The 20,358-nt window shown below is 65.9% G+C and carries 18 protein-coding genes and 1 other RNA gene; 9 read left to right on the forward strand and 10 right to left on the reverse strand.

The window, feature by feature from the left end:
- The first annotated feature begins 56 nt into the window (after window positions 1–56).
- Genes urtA through P8192_RS02815 form a run of 8 tightly spaced genes read left to right on the forward strand, consistent with a single transcriptional unit; the run spans window position 57 to window position 7,810 of the window.
- Window positions 57–1,379, forward strand: coding sequence for an urea ABC transporter substrate-binding protein (urtA, locus tag P8192_RS02780; RefSeq protein WP_278158321.1), 1,323 nt, complete (start codon window positions 57–59; stop codon window positions 1,377–1,379).
- The gene (gene urtB / locus P8192_RS02785; protein ID WP_278158323.1) at window positions 1,379–2,263 is read left to right on the forward strand and encodes an urea ABC transporter permease subunit UrtB; all 885 of its coding nucleotides are present in this window, start codon (window positions 1,379–1,381) and stop codon (window positions 2,261–2,263) included. Before urtA ends, urtB begins: the two co-directional genes overlap by 1 nt.
- Window positions 2,260–3,408, forward strand: coding sequence for an urea ABC transporter permease subunit UrtC (urtC, locus tag P8192_RS02790; RefSeq protein WP_278158325.1), 1,149 nt, complete (start codon window positions 2,260–2,262; stop codon window positions 3,406–3,408). Before urtB ends, urtC begins: the two co-directional genes overlap by 4 nt.
- Window positions 3,405–4,205 carry an urea ABC transporter ATP-binding protein UrtD gene (urtD, locus tag P8192_RS02795; protein WP_278158327.1) on the forward strand — a complete coding sequence of 267 codons (801 nt, stop codon included), beginning with the start codon at window positions 3,405–3,407 and terminating at the stop codon, window positions 4,203–4,205. Before urtC ends, urtD begins: the two co-directional genes overlap by 4 nt.
- A complete protein-coding gene (locus tag P8192_RS02800) occupies window positions 4,198–4,896 on the forward strand; it encodes an ATP-binding cassette domain-containing protein (protein ID WP_278158329.1) in 699 nt (232 codons plus the stop codon). The genes urtD and P8192_RS02800 overlap by 8 nt, the downstream gene beginning before the upstream one ends.
- 36 nt (window positions 4,897–4,932) lie before the next feature.
- Window positions 4,933–6,603, forward strand: a complete 1,671-nt coding sequence (locus P8192_RS02805) for a purine-cytosine permease family protein (RefSeq protein WP_278158330.1) — start codon at window positions 4,933–4,935, stop codon at window positions 6,601–6,603.
- A gap of 38 nt (window positions 6,604–6,641) precedes the next feature.
- Window positions 6,642–7,190, forward strand: coding sequence for a TetR family transcriptional regulator (locus tag P8192_RS02810; RefSeq protein WP_278158332.1), 549 nt, complete (start codon window positions 6,642–6,644; stop codon window positions 7,188–7,190).
- Window positions 7,187–7,810, forward strand: coding sequence for a TetR/AcrR family transcriptional regulator (locus tag P8192_RS02815; protein ID WP_278158333.1), 624 nt, complete (start codon window positions 7,187–7,189; stop codon window positions 7,808–7,810). Before P8192_RS02810 ends, P8192_RS02815 begins: the two co-directional genes overlap by 4 nt.
- 123 nt (window positions 7,811–7,933) lie before the next feature.
- Here P8192_RS02815 and P8192_RS02820 read toward each other — a convergent pair whose 3' ends face one another.
- From P8192_RS02820 to P8192_RS02840, 5 genes are all read right to left on the reverse strand, one after another.
- On the reverse strand, window positions 7,934–8,059 hold the full coding sequence (locus P8192_RS02820; RefSeq protein WP_278158335.1) for a hypothetical protein: 126 nt from the start codon (window positions 8,057–8,059) through the stop codon (window positions 7,934–7,936).
- A 250-nt stretch (window positions 8,060–8,309) separates the two neighbouring features.
- Window positions 8,310–9,629, reverse strand: a complete 1,320-nt coding sequence (locus P8192_RS02825; RefSeq protein WP_278157375.1) for an ISL3 family transposase — start codon at window positions 9,627–9,629, stop codon at window positions 8,310–8,312.
- Between the two features lie 319 nt (window positions 9,630–9,948).
- A complete protein-coding gene (locus P8192_RS02830; RefSeq protein WP_278158336.1) occupies window positions 9,949–11,235 on the reverse strand; it encodes an aspartate kinase in 1,287 nt (428 codons plus the stop codon).
- Between the two features lie 122 nt (window positions 11,236–11,357).
- A complete protein-coding gene (gene recR, locus P8192_RS02835; protein ID WP_270106246.1) occupies window positions 11,358–11,951 on the reverse strand; it encodes a recombination mediator RecR in 594 nt (197 codons plus the stop codon).
- Window positions 11,952–11,971: 20 nt separating this feature from the next.
- Window positions 11,972–15,088: a DNA polymerase III subunit gamma and tau gene (locus P8192_RS02840; protein WP_278158339.1), complete on the reverse strand. Its 3,117-nt coding sequence runs from the start codon at window positions 15,086–15,088 to the stop codon at window positions 11,972–11,974.
- 216 nt (window positions 15,089–15,304) lie between these two features.
- Here P8192_RS02840 and P8192_RS02845 point away from each other — a divergent pair, with 216 nt between their 5' ends.
- Window positions 15,305–15,934 (forward strand): malonic semialdehyde reductase, encoded by a 630-nt coding sequence (locus tag P8192_RS02845; protein WP_278158340.1) that lies wholly within the window; start codon window positions 15,305–15,307, stop codon window positions 15,932–15,934.
- A 17-nt stretch (window positions 15,935–15,951) separates the two neighbouring features.
- Here the strand turns inward: P8192_RS02845 and gluQRS are convergent, their stop codons facing one another.
- The 5 genes from gluQRS to P8192_RS02870 form a co-directional block, all read right to left on the reverse strand.
- Entirely contained in the window at window positions 15,952–16,905 is a 954-nt protein-coding gene (gene gluQRS / locus P8192_RS02850; RefSeq protein WP_278158342.1) for a tRNA glutamyl-Q(34) synthetase GluQRS, read from the reverse strand.
- A 40-nt stretch (window positions 16,906–16,945) separates the two neighbouring features.
- An RNA gene (ffs, locus tag P8192_RS02855) (signal recognition particle sRNA small type) lies at window positions 16,946–17,042 on the reverse strand.
- Window positions 17,043–17,049: 7 nt separating this feature from the next.
- The gene (locus P8192_RS02860) at window positions 17,050–18,060 is read right to left on the reverse strand and encodes a sugar phosphate isomerase/epimerase family protein (protein ID WP_278158344.1); all 1,011 of its coding nucleotides are present in this window, start codon (window positions 18,058–18,060) and stop codon (window positions 17,050–17,052) included.
- A 6-nt stretch (window positions 18,061–18,066) separates the two neighbouring features.
- Window positions 18,067–19,245 carry a Gfo/Idh/MocA family protein gene (locus P8192_RS02865; RefSeq protein WP_278158347.1) on the reverse strand — a complete coding sequence of 393 codons (1,179 nt, stop codon included), beginning with the start codon at window positions 19,243–19,245 and terminating at the stop codon, window positions 18,067–18,069.
- 20 nt (window positions 19,246–19,265) lie between these two features.
- Window positions 19,266–20,327 carry a substrate-binding domain-containing protein gene (locus P8192_RS02870; RefSeq protein ID WP_278158349.1) on the reverse strand — a complete coding sequence of 354 codons (1,062 nt, stop codon included), beginning with the start codon at window positions 20,325–20,327 and terminating at the stop codon, window positions 19,266–19,268.
- Window positions 20,328–20,358 lie beyond the last annotated feature (31 nt).

The raw sequence follows: 20,358 nt of genomic DNA on the forward strand, positions 1-20,358 counted from the left end.
ACGACAGCTCCGCTTGTCCCTTCACTACCACCTTCGGAGATCGGAGAGTCCCTCTCATGGGAGATCACCTCAAGCGTCACCACATCGCCTTGCGCGCCGGCACTGCCGTGGCCGCTGTCACCAGCCTTCTGGCCCTCAGCGCCTGCGGCGCTCGCGTGGGAGAAGAAACGTCCGCTGCGTCAGAATCCTGTGTTGACGTCAGCGGCGACTCCATCAAGATCGGCTTCATCAATTCCCTGTCGGGCACGATGGCGATCAGCGAGACCACGGTCAACGATGTGCTGCATCTGGCCGCCGATGAGATCAACGAGGCCGGAGGCGTCAACGGATACGAGCTCGAGGTCGTCGAGGAGGACGGCGCCTCGGAGCCGGCCACCTTCGCCGAGAGGTCGCAACGGCTGATCGCGCAGGAATGCGTGGCAGCCGTCTTCGGCGGCTGGACGTCGGCGTCGCGCCAGGCCATGCTTCCGGTGTTTGAAGGCAACAACTCGCTGCTGTTCTACCCCACCCAGTACGAGGGTCTGGAGGCGTCGGACAACATCTTCTACACGGGTGCCACCACCAACCAGCAGATCATTCCGGCTCTGGACTACCTTCTGGAGGAGGAAGAAGTGGAGTCGCTCTATCTGGTCGGCTCGGACTACGTCTTTCCTCGGACGGCCAACATGATCATCAAACAGTGGGCCGACGAGAACGACGTCGAGATTCTCGGCGAGGACTACACGCCGCTGGGCTCCACGGACTTCACCACCATCGCCAATCAGATCTCCCGATCCGGTGCCGATGCCGTGTTCAACACGCTCAACGGTGATTCTAACGTCGCGTTCTTCCGGCAGTACAACTCCCTGGGCCTGAGCGCTGAAACGATGCCGGTCATCTCCGTCTCGATCGCCGAGGAGGAAGTGGACGGAATCGGAGCGAGCAACCTGGAAGGACAGCTGACCAGCTGGAACTACTACCAGACGCTGGACACTCCGGAGAACGAAGCCTTCGTCGAGGCATTCCAAGAGGAATACGGTGCCAGCCGGGTGACCTCGGATGTGATGCAGTCGGCCTACAACAGCCTGTACCTGTGGAAGGCGATGGTGGAGGAAGCTGACTCCTTCGCCGTCGATGACATCCGCGACGTTGCCGACGGCATCTCCTTCGATGCACCCGAAGGCACGGTCACCATCGATGGCGAGACCCAGCATGTGACCAAGACTCCGCGCATCGGCCGGATCAACGCCGACGGACTCATCGACACCATCTGGGAGGGCGAGCTCACCGAGCCCGATCCCTTCCTGGAGACCTACTCCTGGGCCGACGAAGAGGAAGCCGAAGAGTTCGCCGAGGAAGCCGGCGAGGGCGACGACGCCGATGAAGGGTCGGACGACTGATGGACTTCGTGCTCCCTCAGCTCGTCGCCGGGCTCAGCGTCGGGTCGATCCTCCTCTTGGCGGCGATCGGCCTGTCCCTGACCTTCGGTCAGATGGGCGTGATCAACATGGCTCATGGCGAGTTCATCATGGTGGGCGCATACACCGCCTTCGTCACCCAAGGGGTCCTCGGCCATGCCGGTCTCTCCCTGCTGGTGTCCATCCCGGTGGCCTTCGTGGTGGGCGGCGCGCTCGGGCTCGTGCTCGAACAGACGCTGATCCGCCACATGTACCACCGTCCGCTGGACACACTGCTGGCGACGTTCGGCGTCGGACTGATACTGCAGCAGGTGGCACGGGACCTCTTCGGGGCTCCTGCCGTCGATGTGCAGACCCCGTCCTGGTTGCGCGGAAGCGTGGAGATCCTGGGAACGGCCGTGCCTTGGTCGCGCATCTTCATTCTGGGATTGGTCATCCTGGTGGTGGCCGGGCTGTCGGCGCTGCTGGCGTATACCAGCCTGGGACGACGCATCCGGGCGACCGTGCTGAACCGGGATCTGGCTGAGACCTCCGGCATCTCCACACGGCGCACTGACCGTTTGACGTTCTTCGTGGGATCGGGGCTGGCAGGCATCGCTGGGGTCACGGTCACGTTGATCGGCTCGACCAGCCCGACCATCGGGCAGAGCTACATCGTCGATGCGTTCCTGGTGGTCGTCGCTGGCGGAATCGGCAAGATCAAGGGCGCCGTCATCGCGGCCTTCAGCCTGGGACTGCTCCAGGCCTTCATCGAATACTCGACCACGGCCTCCATCGCCAAGTTCCTGGTGCTGGTGATCGTCGTCGCGTTCCTGCAGTTCCGACCCCAGGGGCTGTTCTCCGTGCGAACGAGGAGCCTGGCATGACGGCGACCATCGAAACGACCACCCCAGAGCGTCAGCGCACCACGGTGACCACCCGACGTCGAGCCGGACTCGCACCAGGCGTTCCCCGCACGAAGGGCACGATGGTGGGCCTGATTCTGCTGGGACTGGGTCTCGCCGTGCTGGCGCCGGCGCTGATGACCGACTTCCAGCTCGGGCAGCTGGGACGCTTCATCTGCTACGCCATGGTCGCGGTCGGCATCGGACTGGCCTGGGGGCGAGGCGGAATGCTGACCCTCGGGCAGGGGGTGTTCTTTGGACTGGGCGCCTATGTGATGGCGATGCACATGCAGCTGGCCGACGCCGGATTCGCCGGCGAGGACGCGCCGCAGTTCATGCGCAACTTCGGGGCGAGTCTGCCGTGGTGGTGGGAGCCGTTCCGTAGTGAGCTGTTCACGCTCGTCGCGATTCTGTTGCTTCCTGCGATGCTGGCCTTCGCACTGGGATTCTCGGTGTTCAAGCGGAAGGTGAAGGGCGCCTACTTTGCGATTCTGAACCAAGCGCTCGTGGCGGCCTTCGTGGTGCTGCTGGTGGGCCAGCAGACGACCCTGAACGGATCCAACGGGCTCAGCGGGTTCCAATCCTGGTTCGGGCTCTCCCTCTACGATCCGGCCAACCGGCGGCTGCTCTACTACGTGGCGGTGGCGGTTCTGCTGGTGATGGTGCTGATCGCTTTCTGGATCATGCGCAGCCGCTTCGGCGAGCTCCTGGTGGCAACCCGTGACTCGGAAGAGCGGGTGCGCTTCCTCGGCTACGATCCCGCGCTGATTAAGACCATCACCTTCGTCATCGCCGCCGTGATGGCGAGCGTCGCCGGTGCCCTGTTCGTGCCGATCGTCGGGATCATCTCCCCGGCCGAGATCGGGGTGGTGCCCTCGATCGCCTTCGTCATCGGTGTGGCGATCGGCGGTCGGGCCACGCTGTTCGGCCCGGTGATCGGGGCGCTGGCCGTGGCCTGGGCGGAATCCAGCTTGGCACAGACCTTCCCCTCTGGATGGAGCTACTTCCAGGGGCTGCTGCTGATTCTCGTCATCGCGCTGCTGCCCGGCGGCGTGGCTTCGGTGGTGCACTATCTCCGCAACTACCGCAGCTATCTCCGCTTCAACCGAAACAGGAGGTCATCATGACCACGGAGAATTCCACCATCCATGCAGACACCACCGACGCCGCGGGGCTGGTCGTCGAGAATCTTCGCGTCCGCTTCGGGGACTTCGTCGCCGTCGACTCGGCATCGTTTCAGGCCCGGCGCGGAGAAGTTCACTTCCTGATCGGTCCGAACGGGGCAGGCAAGACGACCTGCGTCGATGCGATCACCGGACTCGCCAAGGCAACCGGTTCGGTTCGTCACGACGGCCGTGAGGTGCTCGGCACTCCGGTGCAGAAGATCGCCCGTCAGGGGTTCGGCCGCACCTTCCAGACGGCCAGCGTCTTCGAGGGTCTCTCGGTCCTGCAGAATCTCGATATCGCCGCCGGACTCCATCGTCGATGGCTGAGTCTTCTCGGGGTGCGCAAACACGTCGACGAGCGGATCGAGGAGGCACTGGACAGCACTGGGCTGCGTGACCTCCAGGGGACGCTGGCGGGAGTCCTGTCTCACGGACAGAAGCAGTGGCTGGAGATCGGAATGCTGTTGGTCCAGGACGCCACTGTGCTGATGCTGGACGAGCCTGTGGCCGGCATGAGCTTTGATGAGCGACAGGCCACCGGAGAGCTGCTGCGCCGGATCGCCCCTGGCCGCTCGATCGTGGTGGTCGAGCATGACATGGACTTTGTCCGCGATTTCGCTGACTATGTGACTGTTCTGCATCAAGGCAGCGTGCTCTCGGCCGGATCCATCCATGAGGTGCAAGCCGACCGACGGGTCCAGCAGGTGTATCTCGGCGCCACCGAAGACATCGACGAACCGGAGTACGCTCATGCTTGAGATCACCGATGTGGAAGCAGGCTATGACCGCACGCGCGTGCTGCATGGCGTGAACATCAGCGCCTCTGAATCAGGCATCACAGCCGTGCTCGGGCACAACGGGGCCGGCAAGACCACCGTGCTGCGCACTGCCATCGGACTGTTGCGCCCTACCTCCGGACGCATTCGGTTCCTAGGAGAGGACATCACCCACCTGGCGCCGAATGCCCGCGTCGCGCGGGGGATGGCGTACGTTCCGCAGGGGCAGCAGTCCTTCGAGCAGCTCAGCACGCTGGAGAATCTGCAGGTGGTGGCCGATCAGAAGGCTGCGGCACGGCGCAGGATGTTGGTTGACGACGCGCTCGGCCGGTTTCCGGCATTGGAGGCGGTCCTGCACAAGAAGGCCGGGCTTCTGTCCGGTGGGCAGCGGCAACAGCTGGCGATCGCCCGAGCGCTGATCACCGAACCGAAGCTGCTGATTCTGGACGAGCCGACGGAGGGGATCCAGCCGTCGGTGGTCGCCGAGATCGAGCGGACGATCGTCGAGCTGTCGCGCAGTGAGGGACTCAGCGTCCTACTGGCCATTCAGCACATCGGATTCGCCCTGAGCGAGGCCGAACGCTACTTCGTGCTGGCTTCCGGGCAGATCACCCGGACGGGCGACGGCGGAGCGAGCGCGCAGAGCGACGTCCTCGAAGCCATGGCCATCTGAGAACCGTGCAGCCGAATCCGATCTGGGGAATCCCGCGTGGCGGACACCTCTGATGCGCGCCGCGCGGCCGACGACAGCCTGGAGGACTATGCCTTCCGGTACGTGCCGCGCGGATTCCGCCGATGGAGCGCTGTGGCGGTGGGAGGCACTGCGCTGGGGTCGATCGCCTTTCTCGTCGACTTCGCCATCGGCGCCAGCATCGGCCTTGAACACGGAACGGTCAACGCGATGCTAGGAATCGTGGTGGCCTCCGTCACGATCTTTGTGATCGGTCTGCCCATCGCCTACTACGCGGCGCGGTACAACGTGGACGTGGATCTGATCGCCCGCGGCTCTGGTTTCGGCTATCAGGGGTCGATCATCACCACGATCATCTTTGCCGGGTTCACCTGCATCTTCTTCGCTCTCGAAGGCGCGATCATGGCGCAGGGCCTCTATGCTGCCACCGGGATCCCGCTGCCAGTGGGATATCTGATCTCCACGGTGATCGTCATCCCGATCGTCATCTACGGAATGCGCGCGCTGCAGCGGTTCCAGAACTGGACCACACCACTGTGGCTGGTGCTGGCACTGGTGCCGATGCTGTGGATCGTGGTGATCGAGCCCGAGATGGTCGAGATCTTTCTGGACTTCGACGGTGCCGGCGGCGGAGGGGTCAGCGTGGGTGCGGTGGTGGCGTCGGCCGCTGTCTGCTTCGCGCTCACCCCGCAGCTGGCCGAGCAACTGGACTACCTGCGGTTCATGCCCGCTCGAACGAAGGAGAATCGACATCGCTGGTGGGGCTCGACGCTGCTGGCCGGACCCGGCTGGGTGATCATCAGCGGCATCAAGCAGGTGCTGGGTGTGTTCCTGGCCGTCTATGTTCTCGCGCGCATCGATCCGGATCTGGGGCCGCGCGCGGCCGAGCCGGTGCTCCAGTTTCTCGCCGTCTATGGCGCGCTGATGCCCGACTGGCTGGCGCTGGTGCTGGCGCTGCTGCTCATCGTCACCGCACAGGTGAAGATTAACGTCACCAACGGGTACTCGGGGTCCCTGGCATGGTTGAACGCGTACTCGCGCATCACCCGGCGCTACCCCGGCAGATCGGTGTTCGTCCTCATCCACCTGGCGGGCGCCTACGGCCTGATGATGCTCGATGTCTTCTCGCTGATGTATCTGGTGTTGAGTCTCTACGCCAACGTCGTGATGGCATGGCTGGTCACCGTCTCGGTCGACATCGTCGTGAACAAGCACCTGCTGGGGCTCTCCCCGAAGCTGCCCGAGTTCCGGCGCGGGATGCTGTGGAACTGGAATCCGGTCGGGCTCGTCTCGGTGGGACTGTCCTCGACCCTGTCCTTGGCGGTCTTTGCGGGAATCCTAGGCGACGCTCTGCAGCCCTTCGCGGTGCTCGTGGCCATCGCGACGGCCGCCGTAGTCACCCCGCTGATGGCGCTGGTCACGCGAGGTCGTTTCTACCTTCGCCGGACCTCGGACGGCATCCACGCTCCGATGCTCGACGACGACGGAAACCCGTCGTCGCAACAGCTGAGATGTCATGTCACTGGATACCTGTTCGAGCGCCCCGATATGCTGGCTTCGACCAAGACCGGCCCGTTCGGCCAGCCCCAGTACATCTCCTCGCTGGCGTTGACGCTCACCGGGTCAGATGCGTACCTGCTGCCCCCGGATACACCGGCGGAGACGGACGACGGAACGAGAGATCGATGAGAGATCCTGGCGAGACATCGGAGGCGATCCTGGCGGCCGTGGCCAGTCTGCTGGCGGATTCGTCGTTTGATGAGATCACCTACCGTCACGTGGGCGAAGCGACGCGGCTGTCCGAGCGGACCGTCTATCGGCATTTCCCGACGCGTTCGCATCTGCTCGCCGCCGTCGCCGCCTGGCTTGAGACACAGTATTTCCGCACGGCCGCCTTCAGCACCTGGCACGAGTTCGACGCGGCGATCAGCCGTCGATTTCGCGAGTTCGACGCACTGCCCGATTTCGCCTTCCTGGTGGCGCGGGCGGAGGCGGTTTCTCCGATCGACGAGACGGGCCTCGGATTCGTCGCCCATGCCATCGAGGTGCTGATAGAGCAGACCATGCCGGGGCTCAACCGTCGGGACACGCAACGGATGGTGGCGGCGCTGAGCTATCTCTCCTCAGCCCAATTCTGGGCGCGGTGTCGGATCGGATTCACTCTCAACGGCGAGGAGATCATCGACTCCTCCCGCGCGTCCCGAGCGCGGGTCCTGGCAACGAGTCCGCGGGCTCCGGAACAGAGTCATCTGCACGACGAGTCGGTGCACACGTGAGGGACGTCGACCGCGCGGGGGCACGCACCGGTGGCGGGCTGAACCTCGCCCGCACCCAGGAGCTGATCCTGTCCGGATACGCAGAGCTGATCGAGGAGCTGGGGACCGACGACGTCTCCTTCCGCCTCGTCGCACGACGCGCCGGGGTGGGGGAGCGCACAGTGTTCCGGCACTATCGGACCCGGGTCGAGCTGCTGCTCGCGGTGGCGGATTGGATCGAGGAGACCGTCTTCGTCCGACCGGAGCTCAACTCCATCTTCGATCTCCCGATGCAGCTGCGCCAGTCCATGGAGGCGTACAGCCGTCGTCCCGAATTGGCTCATGTGGTCGCCGAGGCGGCCATGCGTGGATCCGGAGGAGGAGAGCCAGCAGCCTCTCGGGACCGCTTCGACCGGCTGATTCAGTACGAAGCCCCGGTGACGTCCCAACGTCAGCGCCGCGACATTGTTGTGGCCCTGACGCATCTAGATTCGGCTGGCGCCTGGGTAGCGCTGCGCCGACAATTCGGTGACAACCCGGCGGAGATCTCGGACGCGGCAGGATGGGCGGCCGAAGCGCTACTGCATCCGCTACGCGGAGCCGCCCACGTCAATAATCGGGATATCCACCACACGAGGTGATTGCGGCAGCACCACGAGACAGCGACATTCCAGCGTTGCACCGTGCAAAAGGGCCTTACTACGGTCAGCCGTTGTTTGTCCTTGACCTTTAATCGCTCACTGGCCTAGCACGTCATGACCTCATTACCCGTCATCCTGACCATCGCCGCCGATGGACTGCTTGAAGGTATTGTTGCCTTCGACGACCTGGGCCGGGCCGGTCATGCTTTTGGACGCCAGCAGTGCCGACCAGGAGCCCTCCTTGGACACGTGCCGGGTAGGCGAGGCCCTTTCAGTGGCTTAGATCCCCGGTGCGGGTCACGCGCAGCGCGTTGTTCGCGGTGCCGGCCATGGCGATGGCCTGTTCGCTGCCGCCCACATCCCCGAGCAGTTCTCGGATCGCGACGATGGGTTCTGCATCCAGTGCGCCGAATCGGCCTGGGTGACGAATGCTGCCAAGTCAAGTACTTCTGCCATGAAACCTCCAGAGCTCAAGGGGCTCTTCGGACATCCGGTGGGGTCAGGGGATGAGTCCGCCAGCGGCGAGGAGCATTCGGAGCCGGTAGTTGTCGCGGTTGCGGAATCCTCTCGCGAGGCGGCGGTGGAGCTCGATGATCCCGTTCACGGCCTCGGTGCCGCCGTTGTTCGCGCGGCCGGTGGTGAAGTAGGCCACGAACGCGTCCCGCCAGCGGCGGAGGGTGCGGCCGAGGCGGGCGATCTCGGGGATCGGGCAGGTGTGGAACGTCTCGACGACCTGCTCGGCGATCCGCCGCCCGGCGGCGAGGTCCTTCTGGTGGTAGGCGGAGCGAAGTTGCTGCGCGCACTGCCACGCGACGAACACCTCGTCGTGCGCGGGGTCGGCCTCGATCGCGGCGGTGAGCCGTGCTCGCTGTTTCTCGGTGAGGTTCTCCGCGCCGGCGCGGAGGATGGTCTGGATCCCGTAGAGCGGGTCGCCCTTACGGCCGCGATGCCCGAGAGTGTCTTGCTGGACGCGCCGGCGGACCTCGTCAACGGCGGCGGTGCCGAGCTTGACGACGTGGAACGCGTCGAGCACCGCGGTGGCGTCCTGCAGCTTGTCGTCGATCGCAGTCTTGTATCCCGCGAACGGATCGAGAGCTGCCACTCGCACGTTCTTCCGGAACGCGTCGCCACGATCACCGAGCCAGGAGGCATACGCCTTCCCCGATCGGCCCGGGACGAGATCCAGCAGCCGGGCCCGCGTCTTTCCGTGCTCGTCGCGGGTGAGGTCGACCATCCCGGTCAACTCCTTCGGGCCGCGCTTGCGGGGGTCGACGTGGTGCCAGATGTGCTCGTCGACGCCGAGCGTGGTGACGTTCTCGAACCGGGTCTCATCGACGGCCAGCTTGACGAGTTCGGGTTCGACGGCCCGCCACACCGTCTTCCACGACGTCCCGAGCTGCCGGGCCAGGCCCGCGATCGTGGCATGCTCGCGACGCAGCTGCCCGATCGCCCAGCCGATAGCGCGCGTCGTGATCGACCCGCGCCGGGCAACCAGCGACGGCAGCTGCTCCGTGAACGTCTTCCGCAGACAGCCCTCGTCGTCGCATCGCCAGACCCGCTGCCGCCACACGATCCGCACCCGGGTCGCTCCGGGCACGTCATGCAGCACCCGCCGGCGGCGCCCTCGACCTGTCGCGACGACACCGCACGACGGGCACCCGGCAGGCGCGGCGGGGCTCGAGACCGTCACGACCAGCAGCCCGTCGCGACGGTCGACGTGCTCGACATGAACACCGGGAAGGCCGACCAGCAGGTCACAGCGGGCACACGGACAGCAAGCAGAGCGCGCCGAAGCGCACCCCGAAGTAGGGTGAAGCATGTCGAGGTCCTCGGGGTAGATCAGAGAGTTAGCGCTTCTGATCCTCGGGGACCTCGACCCCTACACGCCAACCATCACCCGGCGAGCCCTACCCCCACCGGATGTCCGAAGAGCCGCTCAAGGGACCACAGACTCAGCGGGATGAGCTGAATCTAAGGTCTTTAGAAACAGTTAATATCGGAATGAGTCACGGGGGTATTTTCCATGGCGTAGATCATTTGCTGAGGCGAGGTGGAGGTCTTAACACAGTCGTCCCCCGGTCTCGGGAACCCGTGGTGGGTGGCCGAGACCGGGGGACGATCGGTGGTGCGGTGCGGTTTTAGCGCCCGGTGCCGCCGTAGACGGTGGCTTCGACGTCGGTGTCGAGACCGAATGCCGTGTGGACGGCGCGCACGGCGTCGTCGAGCATGGACTCGCGGGTGACGACGGAGATGCGGATTTCGGAGGTGGAGATCAGCTCGGAATTCACGCCGGCATCGCGCAGGGCGCCGAAGAACTTGGCGGAGATGCCCGGGTTGGAACGCATGCCCGCGCCCACCAGCGAAATCTTGCCGATTTCCTTGTCCAGCTCCAGGTCCTGGAAGCCGATTTCTTCCTGGTGTGCGCGCAGCGCTTCCAGGGCGGCGGGGCCTTCGCTCAGCGGCACGGTGAAGGTGATATCGGTGACGCCGGACTCCAGGCGGGAGACGTTCTGGACGATCATGTCGATGTTGGCGTTGGAATCGGCGATGACATTAAAGATCGCTGCGGCCTTGCCCGGGATGTCGGGGACTCCGGCGACGGTGACCTTGGCTTCGGAGCGGTCGTGGGCGACTCCGGCGACGATGGGCTGTTCCATGGGCTGGCCTTCCTCGAGATGAATCGTGTCGTTCGGGTCGGGGATGACCCAGGTGCCTTCGTGGTGGGAGAAAGAGGAGCGCACATGGATCGGCACTCCGAAGCGGCGCGCGTATTCGACGCAGCGCAGGTGGAGGATCTTGGAGCCGGAGGCCGCCATTTCCAGCATTTCTTCCGAGGTGATCTCGTCGATCTTGCGGGCGGAGGAGACCACGCGCGGGTCGGCGGAGTAGACGCCGTCGACGTCCGTGTAGATTTCGCAGACGTCGGCTTTCAGGGCGGCGGCCAGGGCGACGGCGGTGGTGTCGGAGCCGCCGCGTCCCATGGTGGTGATGTCTTTGGACTCTGGGCTCATGCCCTGGAAGCCGGCGACGATGGCGATGTGGCCGCGGTCCAATGCGGACTTCACGCGGTTAGGCGAGACGTCGATGATACGGGCCTGGCCATGCAAGGAGTCGGTGAACATGCCGGCCTGGGAACCGGTGAAGGACTGGGCGGAGGCTCCGGCGGCGTCAATGGCCATAGCGAGCAGCGACATGGACATGCGCTCACCGGCGGAGAGGAGGATATCCATCTCACGCGCAGGGGCCTGATCGGTAATTTCGGCGGCCAAGTCGAGCAACTCGTCGGTGGTGTCCCCCATGGCGGAGACCACGGCGACCACCTGGTTGCCGGCTTGCTGTGTTTCGACGATGCGTGCGGCGACCCGCTTGATGCCAGCGGCGTCGGCGACGGAGGAACCGCCGTATTTCTGGACGATCAGGCTCATGCCCGGTTTCACCTCGTGGTTGACAGTACGGACGGGTTCCAGTGTACGGTGCGCCTTTGCACAGGCTAGTTAGAGGTCGTTATATGCCGGTGTTTTTGCTCTGCGCGAAAGGAAACGGTGAGCTAGAGGGCGCGGCGGCCTTCGAAGGCGCGGCCGAGGGTGACTTCGTCGGCGTATTCGAGGTCGCCTCCGACGGGCAGCCCGGAGGCCAGCCGGGTGACGGTGATGCCGGTGGTGGTCAGCATGCGAGAAAGGTAGGTGGCGGTGGCTTCGCCTTCGAGATTGGGGTCGGTGGCGATGATGACTTCGGTGATGGTGGCGTCTTGGAGTCGAGTGAGCAGTTCGCGGATATGGAGCTGGTCGGGGCCGATGCCGCCAATGGGGTTGATGGCGCCGCCGAGCACGTGGTAGCGACCGCGGTAGGTGCGGGTGCGCTCGATGGCCATTACGTCTTGGGATTCTTCCACGACGCAGAGCAGGGCCTGATCGCGCTTTTCATCGCGGCAGATGCTGCAGGTCTCGTGCTCGGAGACGTTGAAGCAAATGGTGCACAGCGTGACCTTTTCCTTGACGGTGCGGATGGCGTCGGCTAGCCGCAGCATGTCTTCGGATTCGGATTCGAGGATGTGGAAGGCGATGCGCTGGGCCGATTTGGGGCCGATGCCGGGGAGGCGGCCGAGCTCGTCGATGAGGTCTTGAACTGAGCCGTCGTACACCGTGGGCTGCTGCCTTTCGTCTAGATCTTGGGGGAGCCGTCGGGGTTGCGCTCGTCAATGAGTCGCGCGTTGAGGAGGCGCTCGACGACGGCGCGCCCTGCGAGGCCGGATGACTCGATGGTCTCGTCCTCGTCACTGGGAATCTCCTCATCCCAGTGTACGGCGGTGGAGGCTTCGGGCCGGGGCGCGCCACCGTTCGGCGCGGTGGGTGCACCGGGGCTGGAGCCATTCTGTGCCGACGCGGTGTTGCCGGTGCGGTACTGCTCCATCATCTGCTGGAAGCGGCTGGCCTTGCGCTGATGCGGGGTATCCGTGTTCGGGGCTGCTTCGGAGGCTGGCTCGGTGTGGGGTGTTGGCTCCGGGGCCGGGCGCGAGGTGGGTGCCGGCCGAGGGACCACGGGGGATTCCGGTGCTGGTGCCGCGGAGTGAGCGTCCGTGGTGGCCAGGGAGTGATGCTGCGGTTCCTCTGTGGGCGCTGGAGCCGACTCGGCGCTGGGTTCACTGCGCGGTGGAGTGTTGGCACCGTCGCCGGTGACGACCGACGCAGCTGAGGTGGGGATGGTGGAGCCGAAGCGCTGTGAGAATTCGGCGCGCAGTTCGGCCTCGGATTTGGCGAATACCGGGATGGACGCTTCCGAAGGATCGGTGCGCGGGATGAACCCGGCGAAGCCGTCCTCAGCGACGGGCTCGGGTTCCGGCGAAGGGGTCTCGGCAGGGGTAGGCGATTCCGCCGGGGGCGTGGGATCCGTGGCGCGGGCAGGCTCCGCCGGTGCCGCGTCGGGTGCGCTGAGACCTTGTGGGGCTGAGGCGCGTTGCTGTTCGGCGGCGGTGGATGCGGCGAACTCCTCGGTCTGGGTGAAGTCCGGAATGCCGGGGAACTCGTCGTCCTCGGGCAGCCAGCTCTCATCCTCCGGTGGTTCGAAGGGGTAGGGCTCCTCATCCGGGCGCGGCCCACGCTGGGGCTGGGGTTGCTGTTGCGGCGCGTGCTGTTGCGGCGCGTGCTGTTGCGGCGCGTGCTGCTGCGGCGCTGGTGCGGGCTCAGATTGCGGTGCTGGTTCCGGAGCAGACGTGGGCCGAGGTGCCGGAGTGGGCTCGGGCCGAGGCTCCGGCGTCGGCTCGGGTTTCGGCTCCGGCTTGGACTCAGGCTGGGGCGCGGGCGTGGGCTCCGCGGCAGGGCGCGATGGGGTAGCGGGGGAGGCCGGTGCCGCCGCAGGACGGCTAGCGGCTTTTGGGCCCGAACCACCTGCCGGGGCAGACCCTCCGGTGATGAGGTCGAGCTGGGGGCGGATGCCGAGTACCTGGTTGAGGGCTTCGGAGATGATTTGTTCGCCGCCACGGGCCATCACGGTTTTGCGGGGGCCGTCGTTGGAGAAGCTCAGGGTGAGCAGCTGTCCGTCGAATCCAGCGACGGAGGCGTTGTCCTTGATGGTCATCCAGATCAGCCGGGAGTTCTGCTCCAGGTAACTGATCACCTCGGGCCAGGCACGGCGCACCATGTCCAACTGCGAAGAACCCTGCTGGGAGGAGCCCTGCGGGGCCTCCTGCGTGGGCTCAGCCTGGGGTGCGGGCTGTTGCTGCGGTTCCGGCTGGGCCTGTGGTTCCGATGGAGACTGCGGCTGGGCCGGACGTTGTGGTTCCGGCGTCGGTGCCGGTCGTTCGCGTTGCTGGGGAGCCGGCTGTTCCTGCGGCGACGGCTGTTCGCGTTGTTGAGGAGCCGGGGCGGCCGGCTGCGAAGGCTGCTGGGGTTGCGTCTGCTGCGCTGGCGGCTGCTGAACCGGCTGTGGCTGCGATTGCTGAGGTTGTTGCTGCTGAGCCGGTTCCGGCTGTGCTGGTTCGGGTGTGGGGGCCGGGGCAGCGTCGCGACGCACGGCGGCGCGAGCGAGTGCGGCACCGGAGAGTCCTTGCTGGTCGGCTGCCGAGGCGGGTGCCGGTGCTTGTCCGGTTGACGCGGCGGGAGCGCTGGTGGGTGCGCCTCCGTAGTCGAGTCGTCGCTCAATACGGTCGAGCCGTGCGGCCAGGCCACGTTCGGTCTCGTCGGTCGACGGCAACATCAGGCGCGCCATCAGTAGTTCCAGGTGCAGTCGCGGGCTGGTGGCCCCGCTCATCTCGGTGAGGGCGAGTGCGGTGATGTCGGCGGCGCGCGAAATTTCGGCACGCCCCAAGGGGGAGGCCTGGGTGTGGAGTCGGCGCAACTGATCTTCCGGAATGCCGTGCAGCACGGCCTGGGCAGAATCCGGCATCGCCTTGGCAATGATCAGATCGCGGAAGCGTTCCAGCAGGTCCTCAACAAAGCGACGCGGATCCTGTCCGGATTGGACCACACGGTCGACCACGCGGAACACGGTCTCCGAATCGGTGGCAGTGACGGCGTCGACGACGTCGTCGAGCAGGGACTCGGGGGTGAAGCCGAGCAGGTTCACGGCCAGGTCATAGGACACGCCCTGGTTACCGGCGCCGGCCATCAGCTGGTCCAGTACCGAGAGGGTGTCACGCACGGAGCCACCACCGGCACGGACCACGAGTGAGAGCACGCCCGGCGCCACCTCGACGTTCTCCTGGGCGCAGAGCTGCTCCAGGTAGTTCATCAGCGGCTCGGGCGGCACCAGTCGGAACGGGTAGTGGTGGGTGCGGGAACGGATGGTGCCGATGACCTTGTCGGGCTCCGTCGTCGCGAAGATGAATTTGATGTGCTCCGGCGGTTCCTCCACGATCTTCAGCAGGGCGTTGAAGCCAGCCGAAGTGACCATGTGGGCTTCATCGATGATGAAGATCTTGTAGCGGTCGCGTGCCGGGGCGAAGGTGGCGCGCTCACGCAGATCACGGGCATCATCCACGCCACCGTGCGAGGCCGCGTCGATCTCGATGACGTCGAGGGAGCCGGAACCGCCGGTGGCCAGCTCCACACACGACTCGCAGGTGCCGCAGGGGTGCGGAGTGGGGCCCTGCGCGCAGTTGAGGCAGCGCGCGAGGATGCGGGCGGAGGTGGTCTTCCCACAGCCGCGCGGCCCGGAGAAGAGATAGGCGTGGTTTACGCGGTTCTTCTGCAGCGCCGTCATCAGGGGCTCGGTGACGTGCTCCTGGCCGATGACAGTCTCGAAGGCGTCAGGGCGGTAGCGGCGGTACAGTGCGGTGGTCACCTACAGAACCCTACCGGGTTCCGGGTCCCGGTGCATTGTCGATTCGGCGGCACTGAAGCGGAAATGCGGCGGCACTGCGGTGGTTCCGCGACTGTGATCTTGATCCAATCGCGGCGGGATCGGTGCGGGCTTGGGAATCTTCTGTAGCGCGTTCTCGTTGGCACACGAAGAACGCCCCGAGTGGGGCACCATTTTTGGATCGAGGAGTAACTCAGCATGACCCAGCAGACCGTGGACCACGCATCGGCAGCGTTGGACGAGCAGGAACTCAACCTGCTCTTCGGCGAGGCCTACACCACCTACGCGTTCAGCGATGAGCCGGTGGACGCCGAGCTCGTGGCCCGAGTGTATGAGGATGCGCGCTGGGCGCCGACGGCGATGAACATCCAGCCGCTGCGCCTGACCGTGGTTCCCGCCGGCGATGCCCGTGAAGCCCTGGTGGAGCAGATGGCCGAGGGCAACAAAGAAAAGACCGCCGCTGCCCCGATGACCGTGGTGGCTGCGTTCGACCCGAACTGGCACGTGCACATGCCGCACTTGGCTCCGCACCGCGAGGGCCTGCGCGAAGACTTCGAGGGCAAGCCCGAAGCACGCGAGGCCATGGGCCGCACCAACGCGCTGTTGCAGATTGGCTACTTCGTGCTGGCGCTGCGTGCCCACGGCCTGCAGGTGGGTCCGATGGCCGGCTTCAACGCCGCCGGTGTCGACGAGGCGTTCCACACCGAGAACGGCTGGAAGACCCTGCTGGCCCTGAATATCGGCCAGGCACCGAACGCTGAGGACGAAAATGCCCAGCGCCCGCGCGCCGGTCGCCTGACCTTCGACCAGGCCGCCCAGGTGGTCTAAGGAACCTCAAATAGAGGTCACAGTCCCCGGAAGATCCAGGGCTCGCGGGGCAGAGCGCTGGGGTCGAAGGCTTCGAGTGCGGCCTCCAGTGAGTCACCGGGCAGGCCGAGAGACTCCAGCAACTTAGCCCGCACGGCGTGGGCGCGCTCGGTGTCGATGGCGTCGTCGTTGATCACGCCAAGATCCTCCAGGGTCACCGAGCCATCGCGTTTGGCCAGTCGCTGTCCCTCTTCGTTGAGCACCAGCGGCACGTGCGCGTACTCGGTGGCCGGTCCCGGCAGCCCCGACAGCCGTGACCACAGCTGGGCCAGCCAGTCCTGGCGGGGCGTGGAAGTGAGCAGATCATCACCGCGGACCACCTGGTCAACGCCCTGGTGGAGGTCATCGACGACGACGGCGAGGTTGTAGGCGTAGGTGCCATCATTGCGACGCACCACAAAGTCGTCCACCGTGGCACTGACCGGCCCATGCAACAGATCGGTCACTTCATGGACGGGGCCGGTTCCGGCGGCGGGTCCGGCCGCCCGAGCGGCGTCGATACGTAGTGCGGCGGGACGCTCGGTGCGACGCTGGGAGCGTTCGGTTTCGGTGAGATTCCGGCAGGTGCCCGGGTAAGCCCCGGGCGGCAGGCTCGGATCGGGGTGCGGTGCGGAAGCAGCCTCGGCGATGTCTTTGCGCGAGCAATAGCACTCATAGATGAGACCCTGCTCGTCGAGCAGGGCGAGGGCTTGGTCGTAGAGCCCGGTGCGATCTGATTGGCGCACGGGAGGAGCATCCCAGGACAGCCCCATGGCTTGAAGTTCAATCAGTTGCTGGGCTTCGGCGCCGGATCGCACCCGGTCCAGGTCTTCGATGCGTAAGAGCACCTCGCGATCCGTGCTGCGGGCGAAGAGCCAGGCGAGTAGGGCGGTGCGCAGGTTGCCCAGATGCAGCTGGCCGGTGGGGCTCGGTGCGTAGCGTCCAGCGCTCATGTCAGCTCCCAAGGCCGTGGCTGATCGGGGGAGGGGATAACGAAAGAGCCCCTCACGCACCTGCCAGAGCTCACTTACCCTTGCTGCATTCCTGCCCTGGGGGAGTTCAGTAAGATGACACCACGTGAGGGGCCGCGAACCAGTCTAGCAGTCGCGCAGGGAGAATGCCGCATCGAACCGGGCGTCTGCAGACTCGACGGCGCTGGCGCGTACAAACTCCAGGGCGGCCGGTGCTCCGAGGAGCCGATCCATGCCAGCGTCCTCCCACTCCACGGAGAGCGGACCCTGATAGCCGATGGCGTTGAGCATGCGGAAGGCGTCGTCCCAGGGCACATCCCCGCGGCCGGTGGTGATGAAATCCCAGCCGCGGCGCGGATCCGCCCAGGGCAAGTGCGAGGCGAGCCGGCCGTTTCTACCATTGTTCATCCGCACCTTCGTGTCTTTGCAGTGCACGTGGTAAATGCGGTCGCGGAAGTCCCAGAGGAAGCTCACCGGGTCGAGGCCCTGCCACACCATGTGCGAGGGGTCCCAGTTCAGCCCGAACGCTTCGCGGTGGCCGATCGCCTCCAGGGTGCGCTGGGTGGTCCAGAAGTCATAGGCGATTTCGGAGGGGTGGGGTTCCAGGGCGAAGCGCACGCCCTCCTGGTCAAAGACGTCCATGATGGGGTTCCAGCGGTCGGCGAAGTCTTGGTACCCAGCTTCGATGAGCGCGTCGCTGACCGGCGGAAACATGGCCACGTATTTCCAGATGGCGGAGCCGGTGAACCCGGTGACGGTGGAGACCCCGAGTCGGGCGGCAGCCCTGGCGGTGACTTTGAGTTCTTCGGCGGCGCGCTGGCGGACGCCCTCGGCCGCGCCGTCACCCCAAATGTGGTCCGGCAGGATGTCTCGGTGCCGGGCATCGATCGGGTCATCGCACACTGCCTGACCTTTGAGATGGTTGGAGATGGCGTAAACGCTGAGGCCGTTGCGCTCGAGAATCTCGAGCCGGTTGCGCACATAGGCGTCGTCCTCGGCCGCCCGCCAGGGATCGAGATGGTCGCCCCAGCAGGCGATCTCCAGGCCGTCATAGCCCCACTGCCCGGCCAGGCGGGCGACCTCCTCGAAGGGTAAATCAGCCCATTGACCGGTAAACAACGTGACGGGACGTGCCATAGGTGCTCACTGCTCCTGAGAAGAGGTGGTGATCGGAGTGTATCGGCTGGCCTCGGCGGCGGAGCGCTGCACGGCGTCCAGCACTCGCTGAACGTGCAGGCCGTCGTCGAAAGACGGGGTGGGCTGGGTGCCTGAGTGAATGGACTCGACAAAGTCCACCACCTGGTGGGTGAAACCGTGCTCGTAGCCCAGCCCGTGGCCGGGCGGCCACCAGGCGTTCAGGTAGGGGTGGGTGGGCTCGGTGACCTGAACCCGGGTGAATCCGGTGATCTCCTCGGTCTGCGCGTTCGGGTCAAAGACCTGCAACACGTTCATGTCCTCAAAATCGAACGCGATGGCGCCGGTGCTGCCGGTGACCTCGATACGCAGCGCGTTCTTGCGGCCCCAGGCGGCACGCGATGCTTCCAGCACCACGGGGGCGCCGCCGGTGAGGGTGCCCATCGCCTGGACGGCGTCGTCGACCGTGACCGGGCCCAGCGGGCTGCCCGGTGCCTCGGCCACGGGGCGCTGCGGGACGAAAGTCTGCAGCGCTCCCGACACCCCGGCGAACTGTTCCCCGGTGAGGAAGCAGGTCATATCAATCAGGTGCGCCCCGATGTCCCCGAGCGCCCCGGAACCGGCCCGGTTCTTGTCCAGCCGCCAGGTGAGCGGGCTCGTCGAGTCGGAGAGCCAATCCTGGAGGTACTGTGCCCGGACTTGTCGAACCGTGCCGATGCGCCCGGTGCGGATCAGCTTCTGCGCCAACTGCAGCGCGGGGGTGCGCCGGTAGGTGAACCCCACCATGGCACGCACCCCGCGCCCAGCTGCCTCGCGGGCCGCCACCGCCATCCGCTCGGCCTCGGCCACCGTGTTGGCCATCGGCTTCTCCACCAGCACGTGCTTGCCCGCCCGCAGCGCTGCCTCCGCAATATCGGCGTGGCTGTCACCCGGGGTACAAATATCGACGACGTCGATGTCGTCCCGGGCGATGACCTGGCGCCAATCCGTGGCAGATTCCGCCCAACCCAACTGTCGGGCGGCAGCCGCGCTGCGTTCGGCGTCGCGGCCCACCAGCACGGTCAGCTCCGGGGCTACCGGCAGCTCGAAGAACCGCGGGGCGGTGCGCCAAGCGTGGGAATGGACGCGCCCCATGAAGGCGTGCCCGATCAGGGCCACCCTCAGCGGAGACGGGGAAGTGGTCGACATCGCGTGCGCTCCTTAGCTGATCAGGATTCGAAGGCGTGCGGCAGGTAATCCTCGACGTTGTCCGAGGTCACCACCGGCGCGTAGAGCTGAATCTCGCGGGGCACCTCGACCTGCACCAGGTCGTCCATGCCGCGGCCCTGGGCCAGCAGCCGTGCCAGGCGAATACCGTCAGCAGCCTGGGTCGAGGGGTAGATCACGGTGGCCTCCACCACCGAATCCGGATCCTGGATCTCGCGCATCATGTTGGCCGAGCCAGCGCCACCCACCATGAACAGCTCATCGCGGTTAGCGTTCTCAATGGCGGCGAGCACGCCCACGCCCTGATCGTCGTCGTGGTTCCACAGCGCGTCGATTTCCGGGGCAGCCTGCAGCAGGTTCGCGGTGGCGGACTCGCCGCCCTGCACCGTGAAGTCGCCGTCCACGCGGTGGGAGACCTCGAGGTCACATTCGGCCAGGGCATCCGAGAAGCCGCGGCTGCGGTCCTGGGTCAGCGGTAGCGAATCAATGCCGGCCACCTCGGCGACCACCGCATCCGGATCATCGCCGAGGCGCTCGCAGATGTAGTTACCGGCGGAAACACCCATGCCGTAGTTGTCGCCGAGGATGGTGGTGCGGGCGGCGAACTCGGAGGAGAACTCGCGGTCCACGTTGACCACCGGGATCCCTGCTTCCATGGCCTCGATAGCGACCTCGGTCAGGGCGGCGCCGTCGAAGGGCAGCACCACGATGGCGTCCACGCCGTCGTTGATGAACTGCTCGACCTGGCTGATCTGCAGGTTCACGTCATCGGTGCCTTCGGAGACGCGCAGCTCGACATCGTCGAACTGGTCGCCCTGCTCCTGGGCGGCCTGGGTGATCGCACCCATCCAGCCGTGCCCGGCGGCCGGACCGGAGAAGCCGATCACGACGTCCTCGCCGGGCTCCGAGTTCGCACCCGCGGGTGCGGCGTCTGCCGTGCTGGTGTCGTCGTCGCCCACGGCTTCCGGGTTATTGGAGAGACAGCCGGTGAGCATGAGCGTGGCCGAGGTGAGGGCGGCTGCGGTGAGCCACCACCGTGGGGTGGGGGATGTTGCGCGGGACATGATGCCTCCTGTGGCAGTGGGTGAGGGTGAA

The sequence above is a fragment of the Citricoccus muralis genome (genome assembly GCF_029637705.1).
Taxonomy (GTDB): domain Bacteria; phylum Actinomycetota; class Actinomycetes; order Actinomycetales; family Micrococcaceae; genus CmP2.

What these genes read in the sequence shown, in the direction of transcription:
- P8192_RS02800 (WP_278158329.1), top strand. Translation starts at nt 4,198, where the DNA reads ATGCTTGAGATCACCGATGTGGAAGCAGGCTATGACCGCACGCGCGTG.
- P8192_RS02830 (WP_278158336.1), bottom strand. Translation starts at nt 11,235, where the DNA reads ATGAGCCTGATCGTCCAGAAATACGGCGGTTCCTCCGTCGCCGACGCC.
- P8192_RS02870 (WP_278158349.1), bottom strand. Translation starts at nt 20,327, where the DNA reads ATGTCCCGCGCAACATCCCCCACCCCACGGTGGTGGCTCACCGCAGCC.
- gluQRS (WP_278158342.1), bottom strand. Translation starts at nt 16,905, where the DNA reads ATGAGCGCTGGACGCTACGCACCGAGCCCCACCGGCCAGCTGCATCTG.
- P8192_RS02860 (WP_278158344.1), bottom strand. Translation starts at nt 18,060, where the DNA reads ATGGCACGTCCCGTCACGTTGTTTACCGGTCAATGGGCTGATTTACCC.
- P8192_RS02845 (WP_278158340.1), top strand. Translation starts at nt 15,305, where the DNA reads ATGACCCAGCAGACCGTGGACCACGCATCGGCAGCGTTGGACGAGCAG.
- P8192_RS02825 (WP_278157375.1), bottom strand. Translation starts at nt 9,629, where the DNA reads ATGCTTCACCCTACTTCGGGGTGCGCTTCGGCGCGCTCTGCTTGCTGT.
- urtD (WP_278158327.1), top strand. Translation starts at nt 3,405, where the DNA reads ATGACCACGGAGAATTCCACCATCCATGCAGACACCACCGACGCCGCG.
- urtB (WP_278158323.1), top strand. Translation starts at nt 1,379, where the DNA reads ATGGACTTCGTGCTCCCTCAGCTCGTCGCCGGGCTCAGCGTCGGGTCG.
- urtA (WP_278158321.1), top strand. Translation starts at nt 57, where the DNA reads ATGGGAGATCACCTCAAGCGTCACCACATCGCCTTGCGCGCCGGCACT.
- P8192_RS02865 (WP_278158347.1), bottom strand. Translation starts at nt 19,245, where the DNA reads ATGTCGACCACTTCCCCGTCTCCGCTGAGGGTGGCCCTGATCGGGCAC.
- urtC (WP_278158325.1), top strand. Translation starts at nt 2,260, where the DNA reads ATGACGGCGACCATCGAAACGACCACCCCAGAGCGTCAGCGCACCACG.